Origin of the sequence: Desulfitobacterium chlororespirans DSM 11544 (assembly GCF_900143285.1) — a bacterium.
GTDB lineage: Bacteria > Bacillota > Desulfitobacteriia > Desulfitobacteriales > Desulfitobacteriaceae > Desulfitobacterium > Desulfitobacterium chlororespirans.
On record NZ_FRDN01000006.1, the window covers coordinates 372,590 to 394,541 of the forward strand.

Genomic DNA, 21,952 nt, shown 5'->3' on the forward strand with positions numbered 1-21,952 from the left:
ATATAATGATGTGTATTACCTTTGTCAACCCTGGAGGAAAAAAATGTGTTGAATTTAGGTCATAAATTGCTTCAGTATGAAGCGCAGAAGCTGATTTCCTTTCATACTCCAGGACATAAAGGAAAAGCGGAATTTTTTACGGATTTGCATTTTCCCGATCAGGATCTTACAGAACTGCCGGGCTTGGATATGCTGCACTCCCCCGCGGGGGTGATTGCTCAGGCTCAGGACCGGGCTGCTGCTGTGTATCAAAGTGATGCCAGCTTTTATCTGATCAATGGGGCAACGGTGGGCAACCAAGGGATGTTCATGGCTTTGGCCGGTACCGGGAAGCGGGGGGAGGACCTGCAGCCGCCTAAGGTTCTGGTGGAGAGGCAGTCCCACCGTTCTGTGTTTTCGGCTTTGGTGTTATCGGGATGTGAACCGGAATATATCCCCAGTGTGGTTCATCCGGAGTTCGGGCTGCCCTTGGGACTGAAATCCATCGCTGAAGTGGATTTAGGCGAATTTCTGGGGGTTCATCTGACCTATCCCGGCTATTATGGGACCTTGCCGGATTTGGAAACGATCGCGGCCCAAAGGGATCGCCAGGCAGCTCAAGTGAGCATTTTGGTGGATCAGGCTCATGGCTCCCATTATTTGAGCCCGCTCTTCCCCAAAGGAGCTCTGGCTTATGGGGCGGATCTGGTGCTGTGCAGCACCCATAAGACCTTAAGCGCCTTGACTCAGGCGGCGATGCTTCATGTACAGGGCTCGCGGATACCCTGGTCCGCTATTAAGGAGGCCCTTGAGCTGCTGCAATCTTCCAGCCCCAGTTATCTCCTGATGGCCTCTTTGGAAAGGGCTGTCGAACATGCTTTGGAAAGCAGGCGCTGGGAGCTGCTTCATGAAGCAGTGCAGGAACTGCATCACCGTGTGGGCGGATCCTTGCGGATCTTAAACCCACAGGATGTAGGGACTTACGGGATTGCTGGGCTGGATTGGACGAAGATCATGATCAATACCCAAAGACTGGGAGTTGCGGCTCCCCGTTGTGTAGAGCATTTGCGTAAGAGTTATGGAATTGACCCTGAATTATGGGATGACAAAAATATTTTATTTCTGTTAGGCATTGGCAATACTCCCGAAGAGGTAGAGATCCTTACCAAGGGTTTATTAAGCTTAGCAAGCCTGAACAAAGATGTTGTGGCATCTCCTGAGGAAATCGTTTGCGAAATTCCTCTGCCGCCAGCCAGGCTCACTCCCCGCCAAGCCTATTTTGCCCGGAAGCGCAAGCTCCCCCTTGCGGAGAGTGTGGGACACATAGTGGGCGAGAGCATTTCCCCCTATCCCCCGGGCATTCCTTGGATCGTGATGGGAGAAGAGATGACTCCTGAGATCTTAGAGCTTCTGACCCGGCATAAGGGACGCTGGCAAGGCTGGGAGGATGCAGGCCAGGGAGTCTGGATCGTCGAGGAGGTTTAATGTGAACATTGCACTTCACCTGATCGAAAAAGCAGCTCAGGAAGGGCGGCTTGCTCATTTGCTGCTCTTTCACGGAGGGAGTGGCCCGGAGAGACGGAAAGCAGGGCTGGAGATTGCCCGGAGAATCAATTGCACTTCAGGTCAGGACGCGCCCTGTGGGCATTGTCTCTCCTGCAAGAAGATTCTTTCCGGGAACCATCCGGATGTGGAGGTAGTCAAGCCTGCCAAGGCATCCATAGGGATCGAGCAGATTCTGGATTGGCAGGAGCGGGTTTATCGCAAGCATTATGAGGGAAACTATAAAGTCTTTATCCTCGAAGAAGCGGATAAGTTAACGATTCCCGCTGCCAATGCCTTGCTCAAGGTCATTGAGGAGCCGCCGGAAAGAACCCTGATCGTGCTGAGCGCTCAGAATGCTGAAGTTCTTTTGCCCACTATTCAGAGCAGGGCCCAGGCGGTTTACTTTCCCTTCCGGGGGGAGGAGGAATGGCTGGAATCCCTTGAAGAGTCCATAGATCCCTGGGAAGCCCGGGAGGCTTTTCGACTGAGCAGCCATAACCCTGAATTGGCTTATGAGATTCTGACTCTGGGAGTGGAAAAGGTCAAGGAGTGGATTCGTGGGTTTGAACAAGCGGTGGAGGAGGGGGATTTTCTTAAACTTTTCCCTCTTTTTCCCGTAGAAAAAAAAGAAGCTGAGCTATATTTGCACATCTTGGCCTTAGGGATAGCTCAAAAACCTCAAGTCAATCCCCAGGCTATGCTGGCTGTGGGCAAAGCTATCGAGCAGATTCAAATGCAGGCTAACCCCAGATTGGTGATCGAAGGATTAGCCCTAAAATTATTCCAGTAAGGAGGGAATCAGAATGGTTGAGGTCGTGGGGGTTCGTTTTAAGCGGGCCGGTAAAATATATTATTTTTCTACAGGGGATCTTGCCCTGAATGCCAATGATAAAGTGATCGTGGAAACTGCCCGGGGGGTCGAATATGGAGAGTGTGTCCTGGCACCTCGTCAGGTACCTGAAGCAGATGTGGTCATGCCTTTAAAACCGGTGATCCGCAAGGCTACTCCTGAGGATGAGCGGATTGTTGAAGCCAATCGCACCAAGGAGAAGGAAGCTTTTGACATCTGCCTGAAGAAAATAGGGGATCATCAGTTGCCGATGAAGCTGGTGGATGTGGAATATACTTTTGACGGGAACAAAATTATTTTTTCCTTTACGGCAGAAGGTCGGGTGGATTTTCGGGAGCTGGTTAAGGATCTGGCCTCGATCTTTCGGACCCGCATTGAACTTCGCCAGATTGGCGTTCGGGATGAAGCCAAAATGCTGGGAGGTATCGGTTCCTGCGGCAGAGTGCTGTGCTGCTCCAGCTTTTTAGGAGATTTTGAGCCTGTATCCATTCGCATGGCCAAGGATCAGAAGCTCTCGCTTAATCCCACGAAAATATCAGGGATTTGCGGACGCCTTATGTGCTGCCTGAAATATGAGAATGGGGCTTATGATGAGTCTCATTGCCGGGAGAATTGTGGAAAGGGATGCCATCAAAGAGAAGAAGACATCCTGGTTCTCAGCGAGGATTCGGTGCTCAAGGCTTTGGAGGATCAAGAGGTTAAGGGAGAACAACGAGGTCCTGCTGTACCGGCCGCTGGGAAGGGGCGTCAAGAGGGGCGCCATAAGAAAGGAGAAAAGAACAGAGGAAAGAGTGAGAAGGTATGAGTCAATTAACCCAGGCCTTAACGGAAGTGGAGGAGAAGCTTAACTCTTTGCTGGAAGAAGTGCAGCGTTTGCTGCCCTATGTTAAAAGCCTGGAAGATGAGAATGCCAGGCTGAAGCGTGAGCTATGTGCCCTGCCTGAGAAAGAAAGGTCGCGGGTCATTGCCAATGCTGAGCATCTTCAGGGCGTTGCCCATGATAATTTGGAACGACTCTATCGGGAAGGGTTCCATGTTTGTCATCTTCATTTTGGACAGCCTTTAGAGGAGGGGGATTGCCTCTTCTGTATGGGCTTTTTGCGTAAAGATTAAGTAAGATGGGAGCGGTTCTTTTGGCTACGGTTCAGAGGGGCACCCTCTATATCTGCGGGACACCCATCGGGAATCTGGGGGATATCACCTTGAGGGCCTTGGAAGTGCTTAAGGGTGTGGATCTTATCGCGGCGGAGGATACCCGTCATTCCCGCAAGCTCCTGGATCACTTTGGCATTGCCACGCCCCTGACCAGTTATCACGAACATAACGAAAAAGGGAAAGCCCTGGAACTGGTCAGAAGATTGGAGCAGGGGGAAGCCATCGCCTTAATCTCCGATGCGGGAATGCCGGGGATATCGGATCCGGGTCAGGAAGTGATTCAGCTATGCCTGGAAAAAGGCATACCCTTGGATGTCTTGCCGGGAGCCAATGCCGGACTGACGGCTTTGCTGCTTTCCGGGATGCCCAATGATCATTTTTTATTTCATGGCTTCTTGCCCTCCCAATCCGGTGCCCGCAAGAAAGAATTACAAAATTATGCTCAGCTGCCTTTTACCCAGATTTTCTATGAGGCACCCCACCGCTTAGTGGCCACCTTGGAGGACTTATGGGAGGTTTTCGGAGAGCGGGAGACGGCGGTGGTCCGGGAGATTACCAAGCTTCATCAAAGCGTCCATAAGGGGACGTTGAGCACCCTTATCCATGAATTTAAAGACACTGCCCCCCGCGGGGAAATCTGTGTCCTGACTTCCCCTTATATCCCCGTCCCGCCGACAGGAGGGGAAGAGGAATGGCGTCAGGAAGTGCAGGAGCTTACTGAGCAGGGGATGAAACCTAATGATGCCATGAAAGTAGTTGCTCAAAAATACGGAGTGAGCAAGCGTGAGGTTTATCAAGCGGTTCTTTCTCAAAAAAAGGATTAAACGAGAGACAATAGCAAGAGGCTTCAAAGAAATATAAAAAAATCTATATAAAAAGAAAAAGAAGGCTTTACGCCTTCTATTATGTAGAATTATAATTTCTAATGAGGTTGCTTCTTTTTGCCTTAGGGTGAAATTAAACAGCTTCGGGCTGGTTGCCTGATGCAGCTTCGCCCATGGCGGTGGCGCATTCACGGCAGACGTTTTTCCCACGGAAAATTTGAACATCTGTGGCATTATTACAAAATACACAAGCAGGCTCATATTTTTTGAGAATGATCTTTTCTTGGTCTACATAGATTTCCAGAGCGTCTTTTTCATCGATTCCCAGAGTTCTGCGCAATTCGATAGGTAATACCACCCGACCCAGTTCGTCTACTTTTCTCACTATACCAGTTGATTTCATTATTAGTCCTCCTCTAAACTACATCTTTCGACACAATGTTACACCCTTATGATACCAATCGTACCATTTAAAGTCAACGGTTTTTTGTAAGAAAAATGGAATTTTTTTCAGGAATATTTCTCATGCTAACGAAAAGCGATTTCGGGTCGCGTGGCTTTACGCACAACGCGTACTCCATAGCTCTGGGGCTGGTCCACTCGCTTTCTTAACAGCTCCGCCAAACCCCGCTGCTTTCTGCATGTTAACCGGTGGCTCCGCTACGTTAAGAAAGCCTCGTTGACCTAACCGCCCCTCCGCTAAATCCGTACGCTTTTGTGCGCAAAGCCACGTCTTGCGGGTCTCTTTCAGCTTTTCTTGGGGGGGGCTGAGGACTTTTGTGAAGAATTTCTGGGGTCAGTTTTGGGGTTCTTCTTCAGCGCCTTTCATAGGGTAGCCGACCCTGCCGCTCAAGCGGCGTCGGTAAAGACGGAAAAAGCAACTCGGGCCAGGTCCTTACGTTTCCCGCAACGCCCGTTTACTCAAACCCGAAAAGCAGCCCAAGGATTTTGATTTACGTTAGGGAGCGAATTTAAGCGAGCGGAAACAAAACTTCGCGAAAAGCACGGAGCGGAGAAAGGTTGGAAACAGGACGTTTCCAACCGGCTATGAGGCAGGAGCCGATTTAGCCGGGGACCTTTCGGAGCGGAGAGCTTGAGCGTTAGTTTTGTCCGCGCAGCTTATGGAGCGACCGGTGTAAATCAAAATCCTGGAGAATTAACTTTCGGCTTAGACTTTGTGCAGAAACTTTTTACCCAGCCTTGTTTGCAGGACCCCCTCCCGGATGATACTATTAATAACCAGGACAAGCCGCAAGCAGAACAGACCGCAGCGGCCCCCTCCTGAAAGAGAGGAAGGTTAACATTGAAATACTATATTACGACACCGATTTTTTACCCCAATGCCAGCCCCCACATTGGGACGGCTTATACCACGGTAGCTGCTGACGCCTTTGCCCGCTACCACCGGCTGAAAGGGCATGATGTGTACTTTCTGACCGGTACCGATGAGAATGCGCAGAAGATTGTACGCACGGCTGAAAGCCAGGGCATGGAGCCTTTAGCTTATGTGGACGGGGTGGTGGAGCGGTTCAAAGCTCTGTGGGAGGAGCTGGATATCTCCTATGATGATTTTATCCGCACCACAGAAGAACGTCACCATGAGGTGGTCAAAAGGATTTTTACCAAGCTCTATGAGCAGGGGGATATTTATAAATCAGAGTATGAAGGCTGGTATTGTACGCCCTGTGAAACCTTCTGGACGGAAAATAAGCTCATCGACGGCAAATGCCCGAATCCGGATTGTGGACGGGATGTGGAATTGCTTAAAGAAGAAAGCTATTTTTTCAGGCTTTCTAAATATCAGGATGCACTTTTACGCTATATCAAGGATCATCCGGACTTTATTCAGCCTGCTTCCCGCCGCAATGAGATGGTTAAATTTATTGAGGGGGGCTTGGAGGATCTTTGTGTTTCCCGCACCACTTTCCAATGGGGAATTCAGGTTCCTTTTAATCCTAAGCATGTGGTCTATGTCTGGCTGGATGCCCTGATTAACTATATTTCCGCTTTGGGCTATCCCGACGGGGAGTTGTATCGACGCTATTGGCCGGCGGAAGTTCACCTGATGGGCAAGGATATTGTCCGCTTCCATGCCGTGATTTGGCCGATTATTTTAATGGCCTTGGATGTTCCCCTGCCCAAAGTGGTCTACGGCCATGGCTGGTACCTCAGCAAAGAAGGGGGCAAAATTTCCAAGTCCCGGGGCAATGTTCAGGATTCCTTTGAGTTGATCCGGCGTTATGGCTCCGATGCTATTCGTTACTTCCTGCTTAGGGAAATGCAGGTGGGAACCGATGGGGCTTATTCAGAAGACTCCTTGGTGGAACGGTTAAACAGTGACTTGGCCAATGACTTGGGGAACTTCGTGTCCCGCAGTCTGGCGATGATCGTCAAATATCGGGGCGGTGTGATACCTAAGGCCGCCGAACCCACAGAGCTTGAAGCAGAGCTTAGAGCTTTGGGGCAGGAGGTCGTTGCCAAGGTGGAAGAGCGGCTGGAAGCTCATGATCCGGCAGGGGCTCTGGAAAACCTTTGGCGTCTGGTCTCCCGCATGAATAAATATGTGGATGAAACCGCTCCCTGGACCCTGGCCAAGCAAGAGGGGCAGCAGGCTCGTCTGGACACGGTACTCCATACCTTTGCTGAGGCTATCCGCATTCTGGGTATCCTTTGCGCACCCTTTATGCCTAAGCTTACCGGGAAGATGTTCCGGCAATGCGGCATCAGTGCAGAGCTGCTCACCTGGGAAGCTGCCAAAAAGTGGGATGTCCTGGGGGAAGGGATCCAAGTGCAGCGGGGAGAGGCGTTGTTCCCCCGTATTGATCTGGCACAATTCAGTGTTGAAGAGGAGAAAGCATCTGTGAACGAAATCAAGGAAACTCCGGAAGTTGAAGATAATAAAGTGGAATTTGAGCCGATTAAGGAAGAAATCAGCATCGATGATTTTGCCAAAATCGATCTGCGGGTGGCTAAGGTCCTCCACGCGGAAAAAGTAGAGAAAACCGATAAGCTTTTAAAACTGGAAATCGAGGTGGCCGGCAAACCCCGCACCATCGTCTCGGGAATTGCTCAGCATTATGCGCCGGAAGAGCTGGTAGGCAAGCATGTGATCATCGTCGCCAACTTAAAGCCGGCAAAATTGCGGGGAATCACTTCGGAAGGGATGATCCTGGCGGCTTCTCATGAAGGAGTTCTGGAAGTCCTGGTCCTGGATAAGGAACTTCCGGCAGGAGCACGAGTCAAATGATCTGGGATACACATGCCCATCTGGATGATCCCCGCTATCAAGGGGATTTCCAGGGGGTTCTGGACAATATGGCCCGGGCTCACATCACCAGGGTCACTAATGTAGGCTATGACCTGCCTTCCTCAGAACGCTCGGTTCGTTTGGCCCATCACCATGATGCCATTTATGCCGCCGTGGGGGTTCATCCCCATGATGCCCAGGGAGCGACCGAGGAAACCTGGGAGCGTTTGGCCCAGCTGGCTCGGGAAGATAAGGTGATCGCCTGGGGAGAAATCGGACTGGATTATTATCGGGATCTCTCTCCCCGCAAAATTCAGCAGGAGGTGTTTATCCGCCAGATTGAACTGGCGGATCAAGCAGGACTCCCCATCATTATCCACAATCGGGATGCCCATCAGGATCTTTTAGAGATCGTGAAGGCCCATACTCCGAAAAAGGGCGGGGTGTTTCACTGCTATTCGGGATCCTGGGAAATGGCTAAGCTCATCCTTAACTTAGGATTTTATATCTCCTTTGCTGGACCGCTTACCTTTAAAAATGCCCGGCATACGGTGGAAGTGGCTGAGAAAGTCCCTCTGGACCGTTTCCTGGTGGAGACGGATTCTCCCTATCTTACTCCGGAGCCTTACCGCGGCAAGCGCAACGAACCGGCTTATGTGCGGCAGGTGGTGGAGCGGTTCGGGACCATCCGGGGACTGGAGGCTGAGGAGGCGGCAAGGCTGGCTTTTGAGAATGGGAATAGGTTATTTGGGCTGTAAGCTCAAAGCACAGTATAAACCGGCATAGGTCGGATATCATGGCACAGATCCTGGGGAAATGTCCCCTGGATTTGTGCTTTCTTTATGTTTTTAAGCTGGAACACTGGCTTAGCCTTGGGTGAATGAGTGAAAAGCTCCCTGGCTTCTGTCGGGAAGGACAAGAGAAGTTCTTTTTTTTCCCCTGCTTACATAACGTTTAGCAGGGGGGAATAGTATGTATTCATTACCTATAGCTACCTATACGGATTATTGGCGCTTAGCGAAAAACCGTAGTCTGACCATGGGTGGAACCTTGGTATTGGCAGGAAGCACGTTGCTTTATGCTCCGACGGATGCCTTTCCCAAAAGAATGGAACTAACCCTGCCTGTGTTCGAAAGGAACAGTCAAAGCCCGGCTTCTGTTCCCGGCACCCAAGCTTTGGGGAGGGAGGAAACTCTCCTGAATCCGGAAGGAACAGCGGTTCCTTTAGCGGAGGGGATAGGGGCCGCGGAGGGGGTTGGGGTGGAAATTGGCCAGATAGCCATGACCTATCGCATCGAAGATGTGGAAATTCCCATCAATACGGAGTATATAGAGTCGGATCGGTTGCTTCCCGGCACGAGCCAGGTTCAGGAGGAGGGCCAGGTAGGGGTAGAGCGCCAGGTTATTCGCACGACGACCATAGGAGGGGAGCTCAACGATGAGCAGATCGTGAATCAATTTTTCCTCAATGCCCCGAAGAAGAGGGTGGTGATCCAGAATACCAGGCCTGTGGAGCGGAGTGATGTGGATCTCAACCAATACACTGTCCTGAAGACCTTCGAGGTGGAAGCTACGGCCTATACCTATACAGGCAACCCGACGGCGACGGGCGTCTGGCCCCGGGAAGGGTTGATTGCGGTGGATCCGCGGGTGATCCCTTTAGGAACAGAGGTTTATGTGGAAGGCTATGGACATGCCATAGCTGCCGATACAGGGGGGGCGATTAAAGGGAATATTATCGATGTCTTTTTTCCCAGTTTACAGCGCTGCATTCAATGGGGAAGAAGGCCGGTGGTCATCCACATTTTGGATAATAAATAAGAAAATGGAAAATATAACCAAAAAGCTTTGACAGATGCGGGAGATTTGGTTAAAATAATGGGGTAGGTCAGAGTTAAATTATGGAGGGATGAGATGTTAGAGAAGACACGAACTTCGGTCTTTTCCCTAGTTCGTAGCTCCCGTAAAGCCCAAATCTCCGTTACATTACTGACTGTGGCATTCATCGTAGCATCAGTATTTTTGTTAAAAGCCAAGACGATCACCGTTGAGATTGATGGAGGAACACAGAGCCTCACAACCCTCTACTCAACCGTCGGTGCAGCTCTTGAACACTCAAGGCTTGGTATTTACCCCGAGGATATCGTAGAACCGAATCGCGAGACGGGTATCGCGAAAGGATTAGAGATTAAGATTACGCGCAGCCTCCCTGTGGAGTTGACAGTGGACGGGGAAGCGTATCCGGCTCGGACCCCTGCGCCCACTGTGGGTGAAGCCCTGGTTGATTTATCAAATCGTTTGGGATTGGATCTCAAGGTAACGGATGAGGTTAATCTCCATCGAGAGGCTGTCCTGGTAGCCGATGCTAAACTTGAGGTTCGGCGGGCAGTTCCTGTTAAGGTCAAAGTCGATGGGAAAGAAATTGATACTTATTTAGCCCCGCGCACAGTGGAAGAAGCTTTGGATAAGCTTGATATTGCTTTAAACGAGAAGGATAAGGTATCTCTACCAATGAAGCACATGATAGAAGCCGAAGACGAGATTCAAGTGGTTCGGGTAGAGGAAAAAATCGAGACCATGACCAATGAGATTCCCTATCAGACGGTTGCTCAGTCGGCAGATTTTCCAATAGGATTGCCGGATAAGGTTGTGACAAAAGGGGTAAACGGTCAACATGAGCAGACGATGAAGATCACCATGGAAGATGGGGTCGAAGTCGCACGAGAGGTTTTGCAGCAGGAGGTTTTACGGGCTCCTGTGAATCAAGTGGTTTCACGAGGAGCACAGACCACCATTTCCCGTGGTGGCAAAACCATCGAATTTAAACGCGCTTATTTGATGAGGGCTTCCGCTTATTCGGGCGGCGGAAGGACAGCAACAGGGCATAACGTTCGCTACGGAGTGATTGCCGTAGATCCGCGAGTGATTCCTTTAGGAACAGAAGTTTATGTGGATGGATATGGTGAGGCAGTCGCACTGGACACCGGGGGTGCGATCAAAGGAAACCGGGTTGATTTATATATGAATACGGAGGACGCCTGCTGGTCTTGGGGGGTTCGCTCCGTAGTGGTTTATGTAAAATAAGCGAGGCCTGACAGGCAGTTCATAAACCATTCAATAATAAGGAAAACAAAAATGAAAGTGACCTACACAACTTTCGAGATTAAGATATAAGCAATCAAACCATGAGGTTCTTCGAAATAAAGTCGAAGGGCCTCATTTTTCTATATCCAGCATCATATTATCTAAAGGAAACCGGCTGGCAGCGGCAAAGAAAATCAAGGGGGGAGCGGATTGCGAAGACCCGTAGTAATTCCTGGCAGGCAGACTCAGGGCATGGCGATCATAATCGTCCTGACCGTAATGTTTGGATTAGTCCTTTCCGTATTTTATCAAGGTTCGGCGGCAGTTCTGGGACCTCTCGAAACAAAAGTTAAGGTTGTGGTCGATGCAGGTCATGGCGGATATGATCCGGGGGCGATCACGAAGCAGGGCGTTTACGAAAAAGAAATTAATCTGCAAATGGCCAAGCGAGTAAAGGAGCTGCTGGAGCCTGCCGGTATTGAGGTTATTCTGACCCGGGAAGAGGATATTGATTATGTTCCGGAAGGGGTCCGAGGCAGGCAGCCCAAGAAGCAGGCCGATCTTAATCATCGTATCTCCTTAGCTAACGAAGTCGAGGCCGATACCCTGATCAGCTTACATCTGAATGCAACGCCCTCAGGACGAAATACCGGTGCCGAAACCTTTTATTATTTTGATTCCGAAGAGGGGAAGCGATTAGCAGAAACGATTCAGCAGGAGCTTATCAAAGTTCCGGGAATGAATCGCAGGATTGCCAAGCCGGGGGATTTTTATCTGATCAAAAATGCTCCTATGCCTGCGGTCATTGTCGAGTTGGGCTATATCAGCAATCCCAAAGAATTGGCCAGGCTGCGGCAGTCCTGGTATCAGGATCAGTTGGCTCAGGCTGTGGCTAAAGGTGTAGCCAATTATTTCGGCTTGCCTTAAGTTTACAAATTTTCTCGGGTATTGATACTTTTTGGATAGTTGACTCCTTGCCGGGAAAAATTAAAACTGAAGAAATCTTCAGCGATTTTTATTGATTTCTAAAGGGATCCCTTCTTAATGTAAAATAGTGGATTGGGATTCCGGCAATACTTATACATAAGGACAATTGAAGAGGGGACAATAAAGTCAGTGACCGAATCAAGATGAAGGAGTTGATCTCAGAATGAAGCGGTTTCTGACTTTAAATTTAATAGCTGTTTTGGTATTGAGTTTTAGCTTGGTTGGGTGTAATACAGCGCAGCAGCAAAACACCCAAGCACCGAATCAGATCGCCACGGAAAGCGGCGAACCTCCAAAAGCTGAGGCAGAGACTCGTCAGGATGTTCTAGGGGAAGAGAAACGGGTGGTCATGGGTTTCTATACGGACCCTGAAGGAGAGATCCCCGGCTCCAAGGAATCGATGATGAAGAACATCAAAATGATGGATGAGGTTTCCTTCTTCTGGTATAGTTTTGATGCCAATGGAAAAATTCTCACCACAGGGAAAAAAGATCTCAGCATTAAAGAAGCAGCGCAAAAGAATGGAGCTAAAGCCTACGCTTTAATTCATAATATGCGCGGCGGCCTCTTCGATGCCAACCTGGCTCACAGTGTGTTCGCCAATCCTCAGACCCGGTCTAAGTTTATCAACAATATTGTGCAACTGGTTTTGAATGAGAAATGGGATGGTGTGGCCATTGATATTGAAAAGACACCACCCGCTGACCGCAACAACTTCACAGCCTTCTTAGGTGAACTTCACGGTGCCTTAAAGGCTAAAGACAAGGTGCTCAACGTATCCATTCCGGCTAAGTTTATCGATTACCCATCTGACCTTTGGTCCGGGGCTTATGATTATGCCTCCATCGGTAAAAATGCCGACCAAATCGTGCTGATGACCTATGACGAGCATGGACTGGGAACCACCCATGGACCGATATCTTCCCACGCCTGGGTCAATAAAGTAATCTCTTATGCGGTAACCAAAATCCCCAGGGAGAAAATCGTCTTAGGGCTTCCTGTCTACTCCTTTGACTGGGGTTCCAACAAGCCCACCATGCCCGACTATCTCTCCTATGAGCAAAGTATGGCCCGTGCCAAAAAACATGGGGTGGAAGTTGGCTATGATGAAGAGCATAAAGTTCCCTGGTATACTTACACAGCCAATGGTGTCCGTCATGAAGTATACTTTGAAAACAAGCAAAGCCTGCAGCCCAAGATGGAATATGCCCGGGAGCATAAGCTTCATGGCGTAGCCATCTGGAGATTGGGGATGGAAGATCCCTCCATCTGGGACAGCTTGGTCAAGACTTACGGAACCAATAAGAATAAGAAATAGCCAGTAGCCAATAGGCCGTTCTGAAATAGGGCGTACGGTAAGGAGCAGGAGAAATCTCTTCTGCTCCTTACTTTTTTATAGGCGTGCTTATTTGTGAAATCAGTGCAGGTAGGTTAAGATAGAAAAGATAAGGGAGGAATTGTTTGCAAAGATGATTGAAGAGTTAATCGTGGTGGAAGGTAAAAATGATGCTCATGCAGTGCGCAGAGCTTTAGGAAATGTGGATATACTGTGGACGGAGGGTTACGGGTTAACCCAGGAAAAGTTAGGTTACATTGCTGAGGCAGCCAAGCGCTGCGGCGTAATCGTAGTGACAGATCCGGATTCCGTAGGGGAACAAATCCGGGAACGGATCCGGCGGCATGTGCCGGAAGCCAAGCATGTTTATTTGTCTAAAAAGGATGCCCGCTCTGCCAAGGATGATGATATTGGTGTAGAAAATGCCAGTCCTGAAGACATTCAAAAGGCGTTCCAAAAGATCAGGACAGATACACTTTATTCCGAACCAAAGAATAGTGAATACCCAACTGAAGGGACCTCATTCGCAATGAAGGATTTGCTGGAAGCCGGGCTGGCGGGATTGAGCCATTCGGCAGAACGACGCCTGGCAGTGGGAAAGATCTTAGGGATTGGGGATGCTAATGCCAAGCAATTTTTGCGGCGCTTAAATCGGTTTGGAATCACCCATGAGGAATTCAATAAGGCGGTTAGGGAGGCTATTCATGGAGAACGCAGCGAATTATACCCGGCGCATTCTTAAAGGCGGTGCCAAAGCCCACAAATCCTTAGGACAGAATTTTTTGATGGATGACCGGGTCATCGAGGCTATTGCAGCCGCCAGTATTAAAGACCCGGAAATCCCCATCGTCGAGATTGGACCAGGATTGGGAGTCCTGACCCGGGTCTTGGCCCAAAAAGCGCAAAAAGTGTGGGCGGTAGAGCTGGACCGGGGGAAAGTGAATCTATTGCAGAGAGAGCTGCAAGGGCTGCCCGTAGATATTCTCAATATGGATGCCCTAAAGCTGGATTTGAAGGATATCTGGGGCACGGGAAAAGGAGTGCTGGTAGGAAACCTCCCTTACTACATTACCAGCCCCCTGTTGATGCATTTTTTGGAGCAGAAGGACTCCCTCGCTAGTATGGTGGTCATGGTCCAAAAGGAAGTGGCGGATCGTTTGGTCGCCAAACCCGGCGGCAAGGATTATGGGATTCTGTCCATAGCAGCCCAAGTCTCAGCCCAAGCGGAGAAACTCTTTGAGGTGACCCCCCAGGCCTTTTGGCCGGCACCTAAAGTCACTTCAGCCGTGGTGCGCTTTGAGCTGCGCTCTTATCCGGGATTCAGGGTAAAGGAAAAGGACTTCTTCCGGGTGGTTAAGGCCGCCTTTAGTCAAAGGCGCAAAACCTTAGGGAATTCCTTGGCCGGAGGACTTGGCCTCCCTAAACAGCAGATCGGGGAGATTCTGGCCGCAGCCGGTGTGGATGAACAGAGAAGAGCGGAAACCTTAAGCATAGAGGAGTTTCAAGCAGTGACGGAAGCTGTTATGAAAAATTTAGACTGAAGTACCAGAACTCAATAAGTGGCAAAAGAAGAACAGCCATGACATGGGGAGTCTATGAAGTGATAGCTTAACAGTCACAACAACGGCATCCCTCCGCATATCTGAATGACTTGGAAGAATGGCAGCGGTATCAATACGACCCGGGACATTATCTCGGCGGCAACATAAATCCTCAATTAAAATATGCCTCAGGGACCAATGCCGGAAAGTACTTTGCAGCTCTTTGTTTAATGCTGGGAGTTATCTCCGGCATTGGCACGGTATTTACCTTCATTGAGGGAACAGGAAATATCCTGGGTTTATTAATGACCTTGTTATTCATTAGTGTTGGCCTTACTTGTTTTGGGGATAACAAAGAATAGTCAGGGGAGCAAGAATTCCGTCTATTCATCTCTGTGCTCACTATGATAGAATAGAGACAAAGGAGAGTGCGGCTATGGAAGAAGAATTATTAAGACAAATTCTAACCCAGTTGCAAGGCTTAACTTCTGAAGTGCAGGCAATCAAGGATAGCCAGGAAAGAATGGAAAGTGATCTGAGTATTCTGCAGTATGATGTAGGCCATCTTAAGAAAGACGTAAAAGATATTAAGCGTGATCTTGGCCATGTCTGGACGGATATCAAGCATTTTGATAATCGCCTGGCAGCTTAGAAAGAAAAGGTTGATAAGCTTATCAAATAGTTAAGCATTAAATTCCAGGGACGTATTTGCGCGAACATGCAGTACGTCCCTCGACTTTACTTGTTTTTTGGAAGTAATAAAGAATAGCCGAAAAATATAATGAAAAAGCAGCAAACCGCTAAGGATTTGCTGCTTTATTACTAAGTTCTATTTTGTGTTTAGATGCCTCCTGCTTACTTAGCCGATTCGGCACCTTTAACTTTGGCTGCTTCCTCTTCAGGTGTAGGGATGCCTAAAATCTTTCCGGAGTGATCCCGCCCTAAGAAGAAATTAGACCATGAGGAAGTTTGGTACAAATCCCAGTCGGCGGGAGGGATGTGATGGGAATCCAGATCCCCTTCTTCATCGTATTTTTTCAGACGGGCATACGCTCTGACATAAATACATTGCTTCTGGTTGGGATAAACCTCACACCAGCCCTGATAGCTGCCGCCACAGGCACCGTTTCTTTGGTTCTTGGGACATTGGGACATGGGACAGAGATAAGCCAGTTCAAACATGGCGCAGTCACCGCAGTCTTTACAGTCGTTGGTGATGACTTTAGCCAGATGCTCCAAACCGTGCTTGCGGTGATCCTTGCGCCCTTTATAAATCTTGCGCATGACAGGGAAGAAGTTTTTGCCGGGAGTGAAGAGCATGCTGTGCATCAAGCGCATACCGCTGTAAGCTACTCCTACAGGGGCATCCAGGGGCAGGTTCTTCCGATTGACGGGTGTAGTGCTATTCAGGCCGGTTTTGGGATCCTTTTCATAATAATAGAATCCATTGGGCATAGGATAATCAAACTCAGGTACCAGAGCCATCCAGTCTTTGCTGAGCTCCTCGCCCTTTTCGATCACATACTCCACTTGCTCATACTTGATATTATGCCCGCCGATATGAACACCGGCAAAGCCCATGCCTTTCATGAGAGCATACATCTTGGCGGCTCTCAGCAAGCGGGCGCTTACCCCTTTATCTTCAGCGGTTCTTTCCTTATCAATTTCAGCCAGGAGCTTATCCGTGACCACACAGCCCGGCAGCTGATTCTGGTTCATAATTCTGGCTGCACCGAAGGGGAGAATATAGATATTGCCCACAAGAGGAACATTGAGATCATTAAGCTTCATGAACTGGAGGACTTCATGGATTTTTCGGGCATCATAGCCAAGCTGAGTGACAATAAACTGAGCTCCGCTGGCCACCTTTTTCTTCAGTTTATAATATTGGACCATTTGCTCGGCTTCGGTGCCTTTAAAAGGAGAAACGGCGGCACCGGCAAAGAAATCGCTGGGCTGATGATAAGACATGCCCTTAGGGCCGGGGATGCCAAGTCCCTCATTCATCTGGGCGATAAGTTCTAAGGCATGGGTGGGATCGAGGTCAAAAACCGGTTTAGGCCGGCCTTTAAAGCCGGAGACCGTATAATCCCCGGTCATGACCAAAAGGCTGCGGACTTCGGCCCGATCAAGGGCATAAAGCTGGCTTTCCATTTGGTTGCGGTTTTTATCCTTACAGGTGAAATGGACAAGGGGCTCTATCCCCAGCTTAAGAATCTCCTGACCAAGATAATCGGCGAGAATAGCAGGGTTGCCGCCGGGGTTATCGGTGATGGTCAGGGCATGAACCTTGCCGCCCTTAGCCGCCTGCTCTGCAGCAAGCAATGCGCTTTCCTGAGCTTTCTCACGTGCTCCTCTCCCAGGGACCAGCTCCCAAGTGACGGAGAGGGTATTAGGGTCCAACAAAGACTGTTTAAAACGGTTCTCCATTTCTATCCCTTTCCCTTCTCTAAATGTTTTTTCCACCTTATCTATTGGATTTAGTCCCTGGGATTCCGTATTGCCTCCTTCCTCACAGAGATAAATCCAGTCTAAGCATGTCAGTACAATTGTATAACAATTTGGACAATTCTTTCAATTAAAAAATGCATTTTTATTAAAGAAATTTTCTGTTCAAATAACTTCAAAGAATATTCTTGCCAAAAGTGCGTTTTTTGGTAATAATACAAAGTAAAATAGACCTATTTTAATTTTAAATTGTTTGTCCTATTTTGTTGAGTGGTATATTTTTCCGGGGGACAAAATTTGGAATTAATAATCTACTCCAAATATTACACCACCCGCAACATCTTTTCAATGCATCAAAAGTAAAGAGATTACTCGAAAATGGAAACTTTGTCAATTGTGTGAACGTGAAGAGGGGGGGACGGCGGTTGAAAAGCATTAGAACTCGGTTGATTTTGGTATTCCTTCTCACATCCATCATGATGGCGGGCATTGTCGGTGGGTTTAATATCTATAACCAAACAGTGTTGACGCAAAACAATGTGGATGAATATCGCAAGACTTTGTATGAGGAATACGATCGAGGCCTTAAAATGAATGTAGAGATCGCAATAAGCATTATTCAGGGAGTCTATCAAGAGCAGCAGGAAGGATTATTGACTGAGGCGGAAGCCAAGGAAAAAGCGGCGGCTTTGGTGCGCACTATTCTCTATGATCAGGGCAATTATATCTGGGTGGATACCGTTGAAGGGATCAATGTGGTTTATCTGGGTAAAGACTCAGAGGGAAAAAGCCGGATTGATGCGGTAGATCCCAGTGGCTTTCTTTACATAAGAGAACTGATTAAAAACGGTATGCAGGAGGGTGGCGGGTATACAGATTATGAATTCGCCAAACCCAATGAATCAGAGCCTAAGCCCAAGCGGAGCTATACACAGCTTTTTAAGCCTTATGCCTGGATCGTGGGCACAGGGAACTGGGTTGATGATATCGAGACCAAAGTCAGTGAAAAAGAAATGTATTATAACCAACACATGCTGAACGATATTATTAAAGTAGTCGCCGCCATGGTGATCGGCCTTGGGGTGGTGGCCGTTCTGGCTTTTGTCATCAGTCGGCGCATTGCCCAAAGGGTTCAGCGCATCGCCCAAGGAGCCAGGGAAGTCGCTCAGGGTAATCTGACCATTGACAAGATTGTGGTGGATACCCAGGACGAGCTGGGCCAATTGGCCGGTGATTTTAATCAAATGACCGATAACCTGGCGGAAGTGGTCAAAAAGGTGGCCTACGCCTCCGAACAAGTATCTCTGACTGCTCAGGAGCTCTCCTCCGGAGCGGAAGAGTCTGCTCAAGCGGCTATGGAGGTTGCTGCGGCAGTCACCGACGTTGCCCAGGGTACGGAAAGACAAATAAGCTCTGTCAGTGAAGTTTCCGAAGTCGTGAAAGAAATGGCGGCAGGGATGGAGCAGGTTTTAACCAATACAGGCTATGTGGTTCGCTCGGCTGAAGGGACATCTCAAGCCGCTGCCAAAGGTCAGGGTTCTGTACAGACCACCATTGAACAGATGAATCATATCCAAAAGGTGGTTAACCATAGCGCAGAATTGGTAGAACAGCTGGGCCTTCGCTCCCAGGAGATCGGCCAAATCATCGAGACCATCTCCGGCATCGCGGCCCAGACCAATCTTCTGGCCCTGAACGCAGCTATTGAAGCAGCCCGGGCAGGTGAACAAGGACGAGGTTTCGCCGTGGTTGCCGAAGAGGTAAGGAAGTTAGCGGAACAATCCCAAGGGGCAGCCAAGCAGATCTCCACCCTCATCTTGGAAATCCAAGGGGATACGGTGAAAGCCGTGGAGGCTATGCAGGATGGAACCCTTGAGGTAGAAAAAGGAGCAAAAGTGGTCGTCGAAGCCGGAAGTGCCTTTGCAGAGATAGCCGAGCTTATTCAAGAAGTGACCGGGCAAGTTCGGGATATATCCGCTGAGATTGAGCAAATATCCCAGGGGAATGAGCGGATCATTCGGGCGGTGGAAGAAGTGGATCAGATCAGCCGGGAGATTACGGATCAGACCTACGGTGTCTCGGCTTCCACTGAAGAGCAGTCCGCTTCTGTCGAAGAAATCGCGTCTTCCTGTCAGGTATTGGAGAATATGGCCATGGAATTGGAAAAGATTCTGGCAAAATTCAAAGTATAAAAGAAAGTAGTTCTAAAGTCCTAGAGAATAGTATAAAGGTCACAGCTTAGCTGTGACCTTTATACTATTTAGAAAATAAAAAGTTTTCGAAATAGACAAAATTAATAAAATTATATTGCATTATGTGGTGAATTAATTAATAATGGCTTAGGGGTCTGACCGCTGCCTGATTTTACATAGCTAAATATATTTTTTAGAAAAAAGTCATAAAGATAAGGGAGGAGCAAGAACATTGAAAAGTATCAGAGCGCGTCTAATTTTGGCATTTCTTTTTACATCCATGCTGATGAGCATTATTGTGGGAGGGTATAATATCTACCGGCAAATAGACATTTTGAAAAACAATGTCCAGACCTACCGGGAAACCCTCTTTGCCGAATATGATCGGGGAATTAAGACGGATGTAGAGATTGCCATCAGCGTCATTGACAAGGTATGTAAAGAGCAGCAGGCAGGTCTGCTCTCAGAGGAGGAGGCTAAGACCAAGGCTGCCGACCTGGTTCGGGAGCTTCGCTTTGACGGGGAGAACTATTTCTGGGTTGATACCACTGAAGGAATTAATGTGGTTCTCCTGGGGCGGGATACCGAAGGGAAAAGCCGGCTTGATGCAGTGGACCCTAATGGCTATGCCTATGTACGGGATGGCTTTATAAAAAATGCGCTTAATGGCGGAGGCTACTCAGACTATGAATTTGCTAAACCCAATGAAACGGAGCCCACCCCCAAGAGAGGATATACCCAGCTCTTTGCCCCCTATGGCTGGGTTATAGGAACCGGGAACTGGGTGGACGATATTGAGGTAAAGGTCGTTGAACAAGAGATGATCTATAGAGAGCAGATGTTGCAGGATATTATCCGTATATCTGTCGCCATGATTCTTGGTTTAATCATAGTAAGTGCCGTCGGCTTTAAGATCAGCCAGAATATTACCAGGCAGGTCAAACAGGTTGCCCAGGGTGCCAATGAAGTGGCCCAAGGCAATCTGAGGATTGAGAAAATCCAAGTGGATTCCAGTGATGAGCTGGGTCAGCTGGCTCAGGATTTTAACCACATGACAGAGAATCTTACCCAACTGGTCAAACAGGTTTCCCTGGCTTCGGAACATATCGCCTCCTCTTCCCAACAATTGTCCGCAGGAGCCGAACAATCAGCCCAGGCGGCCAATGAAGTAGCCTCTGCGATCACCGAGGTGGCTCAGGGGACGGAAAAGCAGATGACCGCAGTGAATGACGTGGCGGCTGTGGTGGAAGAAATGGCGGCAGGAATGGGTCAAGTGCTGAACAATACGGAATATGTGGTTCGTTCAGCTGAAGAAACAGCCAAAGCCACTGACAAAGGCCAACAATCCATCCATACCACCGTCAAGCAAATGGAGAGTATCCAAAAGGCGGTCAACCATAGTGCTTCCTTAGTGGAGCACCTGGGAGTCCGTTCCCAGGAGATCGGACAGATCGTTGAAGCCATTGCTGGGATCGCCGATCAAACCAATCTTTTGGCTCTCAATGCCGCCATCGAAGCAGCCCGGGCCGGCGAACAAGGAAGAGGATTTGCAGTGGTGGCCGAAGAGGTCCGCAAACTGGCTGAACAATCTCAGATTGCCGCCAAACAAATCGCCGATCTTATTGGGGAAATTCAGGAGGATACTCATAAGGCCGTAGACTCGATGAAGAACGGGACACAAGAGGTTGAGATAGGGTCCAAGGTAGTCCATGATGCAGGCAGCGCTTTCGAAGAGATTGCCGGACTTATTCAAGAGGTCACCGAGCAGGTTCGGGGAATCTCTCATGAGATTGAAGAAATTTCTCAGGGCAATGAACGGATTGTTGCCTCCATCCATCAAGTCAACCAGATCAGCAAATCCATTGCCGAACAGACCCTCAATGTGTCGGCTTCAACGGAGGAGCAATCCGCCTCTGTGGAAGAGATCGCTTCTTCCAGCCAATTGCTGGCCAAAATGACCGAAGATATGGAGCAGGCACTTCAGAAATTCAAGATATAACGGCGACGGCTTTCAAAGCAAAAATAAGCCCAAGTAAAATGGGTTGATGTATTAAGTAAATCCATAAGGAATGGCGGCTGACCCATGTGACTATGGGGTAGGCCGCTTTTTGCTTTTGCTCGTCTCTTTTCGCTGAAGAGACCGAGGTTTTGCTCTCTTTTCGGTTCGCAAAGACATAACGATAACAAAGAACCCCCAGCAAGGTGACGCCACTATAAGGAAACAGAGGGTAAAAGTCCATGGTGGCAAAGCCGGGATACATAAACCCCAGAGGGAGAAGCAGGGGAGTGTTCACCGCTTGGTCTTTGATAATCAAGCCGCTGGCGATGATCAAAACTGAGCCTAGAATGAGCACACCATTGGGAAGTTTTTGAATCAGGGGATAGAGAACCATCATAACCCCTAAAAAGTGAAGAATCCCAAAGCGGACATATTGCTCAGGAAAGGCCACATAAGTCACCAGGGTAATAATCATGCCAAAAAATATGACCCGCAATCCGTTTTTAAGGGGATGTTTGCTGAAACCGCTGCTTAGGCCGGAAAGAAAGATAAAAAGCAGAGCAGCCGTTTTGCCGAGGATAAACCAGAAAAGGGCATCCACATCAACAGCTAAATTGGTCCATTGATCTAAATCATAGACGAGATGATAGGTAATCATTAAAGCAAGAGCCAGGGTACGCAAACTGTCAATGATGGAAAAGCGGTTAGGTGACAAGTGCTTCATCCTCTCACAATTAATCAAAGCCTGCCATGGTAATGACGGGC

Annotated in this window: 20 protein-coding genes; 17 read left to right on the top strand and 3 right to left on the bottom strand. The window is 48.8% G+C overall.

Features of this window, described 5'->3' with window-relative positions; translation table 11 throughout:
- Nucleotides 1-45 precede the first annotated feature (45 nt).
- Genes BUA14_RS10105 through rsmI form a run of 5 tightly spaced genes read left to right on the top strand, consistent with a single transcriptional unit; the run spans nucleotide 46 to nucleotide 4,353 of the window.
- Nucleotides 46-1,464, top strand: a complete 1,419-nt coding sequence (locus tag BUA14_RS10105) for an aminotransferase class I/II-fold pyridoxal phosphate-dependent enzyme (protein ID WP_486598958.1) — start codon at nucleotides 46-48, stop codon at nucleotides 1,462-1,464.
- 1 nt (nucleotide 1,465) lies between these two features.
- Nucleotides 1,466-2,314 (top strand): DNA polymerase III subunit delta', encoded by an 849-nt coding sequence (locus BUA14_RS10110; protein WP_072772493.1) that lies wholly within the window; start codon nucleotides 1,466-1,468, stop codon nucleotides 2,312-2,314.
- 13 nt (nucleotides 2,315-2,327) lie between these two features.
- Nucleotides 2,328-3,179: a PSP1 domain-containing protein gene (locus tag BUA14_RS10115; RefSeq protein ID WP_072772494.1), complete on the top strand. Its 852-nt coding sequence runs from the start codon at nucleotides 2,328-2,330 to the stop codon at nucleotides 3,177-3,179.
- A complete protein-coding gene (locus BUA14_RS10120) occupies nucleotides 3,176-3,487 on the top strand; it encodes an initiation-control protein YabA (RefSeq protein WP_072772495.1) in 312 nt (103 codons plus the stop codon). The genes BUA14_RS10115 and BUA14_RS10120 overlap by 4 nt, the downstream gene beginning before the upstream one ends.
- Nucleotides 3,488-3,492: 5 nt before the next feature.
- A complete protein-coding gene (rsmI, locus tag BUA14_RS10125; RefSeq protein ID WP_072772496.1) occupies nucleotides 3,493-4,353 on the top strand; it encodes a 16S rRNA (cytidine(1402)-2'-O)-methyltransferase in 861 nt (286 codons plus the stop codon).
- A gap of 133 nt (nucleotides 4,354-4,486) precedes the next feature.
- On the opposite strand, the gene BUA14_RS10130 is transcribed toward rsmI, so the two are convergent.
- On the bottom strand, nucleotides 4,487-4,756 hold the full coding sequence (locus BUA14_RS10130; RefSeq protein WP_005815009.1) for an AbrB/MazE/SpoVT family DNA-binding domain-containing protein: 270 nt from the start codon (nucleotides 4,754-4,756) through the stop codon (nucleotides 4,487-4,489).
- Between the two features lie 900 nt (nucleotides 4,757-5,656).
- Between BUA14_RS10130 and metG the strand changes: the two genes are divergently transcribed.
- The 10 genes from metG to BUA14_RS10190 all read left to right on the top strand — a co-directional run bounded on the left by metG (nucleotide 5,657) and on the right by BUA14_RS10190 (nucleotide 15,200).
- Nucleotides 5,657-7,600, top strand: coding sequence for a methionine--tRNA ligase (metG, locus tag BUA14_RS10145; protein ID WP_072772497.1), 1,944 nt, complete (start codon nucleotides 5,657-5,659; stop codon nucleotides 7,598-7,600).
- A complete protein-coding gene (locus BUA14_RS10150) occupies nucleotides 7,597-8,358 on the top strand; it encodes a TatD family hydrolase (RefSeq protein ID WP_072772498.1) in 762 nt (253 codons plus the stop codon). Before metG ends, BUA14_RS10150 begins: the two co-directional genes overlap by 4 nt.
- A 214-nt stretch (nucleotides 8,359-8,572) precedes the next feature.
- Entirely contained in the window at nucleotides 8,573-9,421 is an 849-nt protein-coding gene (locus BUA14_RS10155; protein ID WP_072772499.1) for a G5 and 3D domain-containing protein, read from the top strand.
- Between the two features lie 93 nt (nucleotides 9,422-9,514).
- Nucleotides 9,515-10,684 (top strand): resuscitation-promoting factor, encoded by a 1,170-nt coding sequence (locus BUA14_RS10160; RefSeq protein WP_072772500.1) that lies wholly within the window; start codon nucleotides 9,515-9,517, stop codon nucleotides 10,682-10,684.
- A 210-nt stretch (nucleotides 10,685-10,894) separates the two neighbouring features.
- Nucleotides 10,895-11,611, top strand: coding sequence for an N-acetylmuramoyl-L-alanine amidase family protein (locus tag BUA14_RS10165; protein ID WP_072772501.1), 717 nt, complete (start codon nucleotides 10,895-10,897; stop codon nucleotides 11,609-11,611).
- 223 nt (nucleotides 11,612-11,834) lie between these two features.
- Complete coding sequence (locus tag BUA14_RS10170; RefSeq protein WP_072772502.1) at nucleotides 11,835-12,989, top strand: glycosyl hydrolase family 18 protein; 1,155 nt, start codon at nucleotides 11,835-11,837, stop codon at nucleotides 12,987-12,989.
- Between the two features lie 151 nt (nucleotides 12,990-13,140).
- Entirely contained in the window at nucleotides 13,141-13,749 is a 609-nt protein-coding gene (rnmV, locus tag BUA14_RS10175; protein WP_072772503.1) for a ribonuclease M5, read from the top strand.
- Nucleotides 13,712-14,548, top strand: coding sequence for a 16S rRNA (adenine(1518)-N(6)/adenine(1519)-N(6))-dimethyltransferase RsmA (gene rsmA / locus BUA14_RS10180; RefSeq protein WP_072772504.1), 837 nt, complete (start codon nucleotides 13,712-13,714; stop codon nucleotides 14,546-14,548). Before rnmV ends, rsmA begins: the two co-directional genes overlap by 38 nt.
- A gap of 110 nt (nucleotides 14,549-14,658) precedes the next feature.
- Complete coding sequence (locus BUA14_RS10185) at nucleotides 14,659-14,910, top strand: hypothetical protein (protein ID WP_242954620.1); 252 nt, start codon at nucleotides 14,659-14,661, stop codon at nucleotides 14,908-14,910.
- A 74-nt stretch (nucleotides 14,911-14,984) separates the two neighbouring features.
- Nucleotides 14,985-15,200 carry a hypothetical protein gene (locus BUA14_RS10190; RefSeq protein WP_072772505.1) on the top strand — a complete coding sequence of 72 codons (216 nt, stop codon included), beginning with the start codon at nucleotides 14,985-14,987 and terminating at the stop codon, nucleotides 15,198-15,200.
- A 203-nt stretch (nucleotides 15,201-15,403) separates the two neighbouring features.
- Here BUA14_RS10190 and BUA14_RS10195 read toward each other — a convergent pair whose 3' ends face one another.
- Nucleotides 15,404-16,978 (bottom strand): methylenetetrahydrofolate reductase C-terminal domain-containing protein, encoded by a 1,575-nt coding sequence (locus BUA14_RS10195; protein ID WP_072772506.1) that lies wholly within the window; start codon nucleotides 16,976-16,978, stop codon nucleotides 15,404-15,406.
- Between the two features lie 443 nt (nucleotides 16,979-17,421).
- Between BUA14_RS10195 and BUA14_RS10200 the strand changes: the two genes are divergently transcribed.
- Both BUA14_RS10200 and BUA14_RS10205 read left to right on the top strand, forming a co-directional pair.
- The gene (locus BUA14_RS10200) at nucleotides 17,422-19,188 is read left to right on the top strand and encodes a methyl-accepting chemotaxis protein (RefSeq protein WP_072772507.1); all 1,767 of its coding nucleotides are present in this window, start codon (nucleotides 17,422-17,424) and stop codon (nucleotides 19,186-19,188) included.
- Nucleotides 19,189-19,420: 232 nt separating this feature from the next.
- A complete protein-coding gene (locus BUA14_RS10205; protein ID WP_072772508.1) occupies nucleotides 19,421-21,187 on the top strand; it encodes a methyl-accepting chemotaxis protein in 1,767 nt (588 codons plus the stop codon).
- Here the strand turns inward: BUA14_RS10205 and BUA14_RS10210 are convergent.
- Nucleotides 21,177-21,911 carry a heparan-alpha-glucosaminide N-acetyltransferase gene (locus BUA14_RS10210; protein ID WP_427846684.1) on the bottom strand — a complete coding sequence of 245 codons (735 nt, stop codon included), beginning with the start codon at nucleotides 21,909-21,911 and terminating at the stop codon, nucleotides 21,177-21,179. The genes BUA14_RS10205 and BUA14_RS10210 overlap by 11 nt on opposite strands.
- Nucleotides 21,912-21,952: the final 41 nt, after the last annotated feature.

What these genes read in the sequence shown, in the direction of transcription:
- BUA14_RS10150 (WP_072772498.1), top strand. Translation starts at nt 7,597, where the DNA reads ATGATCTGGGATACACATGCCCATCTGGATGATCCCCGCTATCAAGGG.
- BUA14_RS10155 (WP_072772499.1), top strand. Translation starts at nt 8,573, where the DNA reads ATGTATTCATTACCTATAGCTACCTATACGGATTATTGGCGCTTAGCG.
- BUA14_RS10160 (WP_072772500.1), top strand. Translation starts at nt 9,515, where the DNA reads ATGTTAGAGAAGACACGAACTTCGGTCTTTTCCCTAGTTCGTAGCTCC.
- BUA14_RS10170 (WP_072772502.1), top strand. Translation starts at nt 11,835, where the DNA reads ATGAAGCGGTTTCTGACTTTAAATTTAATAGCTGTTTTGGTATTGAGT.
- rnmV (WP_072772503.1), top strand. Translation starts at nt 13,141, where the DNA reads ATGATTGAAGAGTTAATCGTGGTGGAAGGTAAAAATGATGCTCATGCA.
- rsmA (WP_072772504.1), top strand. Translation starts at nt 13,712, where the DNA reads ATGGAGAACGCAGCGAATTATACCCGGCGCATTCTTAAAGGCGGTGCC.
- BUA14_RS10190 (WP_072772505.1), top strand. Translation starts at nt 14,985, where the DNA reads ATGGAAGAAGAATTATTAAGACAAATTCTAACCCAGTTGCAAGGCTTA.
- BUA14_RS10115 (WP_072772494.1), top strand. Translation starts at nt 2,328, where the DNA reads ATGGTTGAGGTCGTGGGGGTTCGTTTTAAGCGGGCCGGTAAAATATAT.
- BUA14_RS10210 (WP_427846684.1), bottom strand. Translation starts at nt 21,911, where the DNA reads ATGAAGCACTTGTCACCTAACCGCTTTTCCATCATTGACAGTTTGCGT.
- BUA14_RS10120 (WP_072772495.1), top strand. Translation starts at nt 3,176, where the DNA reads ATGAGTCAATTAACCCAGGCCTTAACGGAAGTGGAGGAGAAGCTTAAC.
- BUA14_RS10195 (WP_072772506.1), bottom strand. Translation starts at nt 16,978, where the DNA reads ATGGAGAACCGTTTTAAACAGTCTTTGTTGGACCCTAATACCCTCTCC.
- rsmI (WP_072772496.1), top strand. Translation starts at nt 3,493, where the DNA reads ATGGGAGCGGTTCTTTTGGCTACGGTTCAGAGGGGCACCCTCTATATC.
- BUA14_RS10130 (WP_005815009.1), bottom strand. Translation starts at nt 4,756, where the DNA reads ATGAAATCAACTGGTATAGTGAGAAAAGTAGACGAACTGGGTCGGGTG.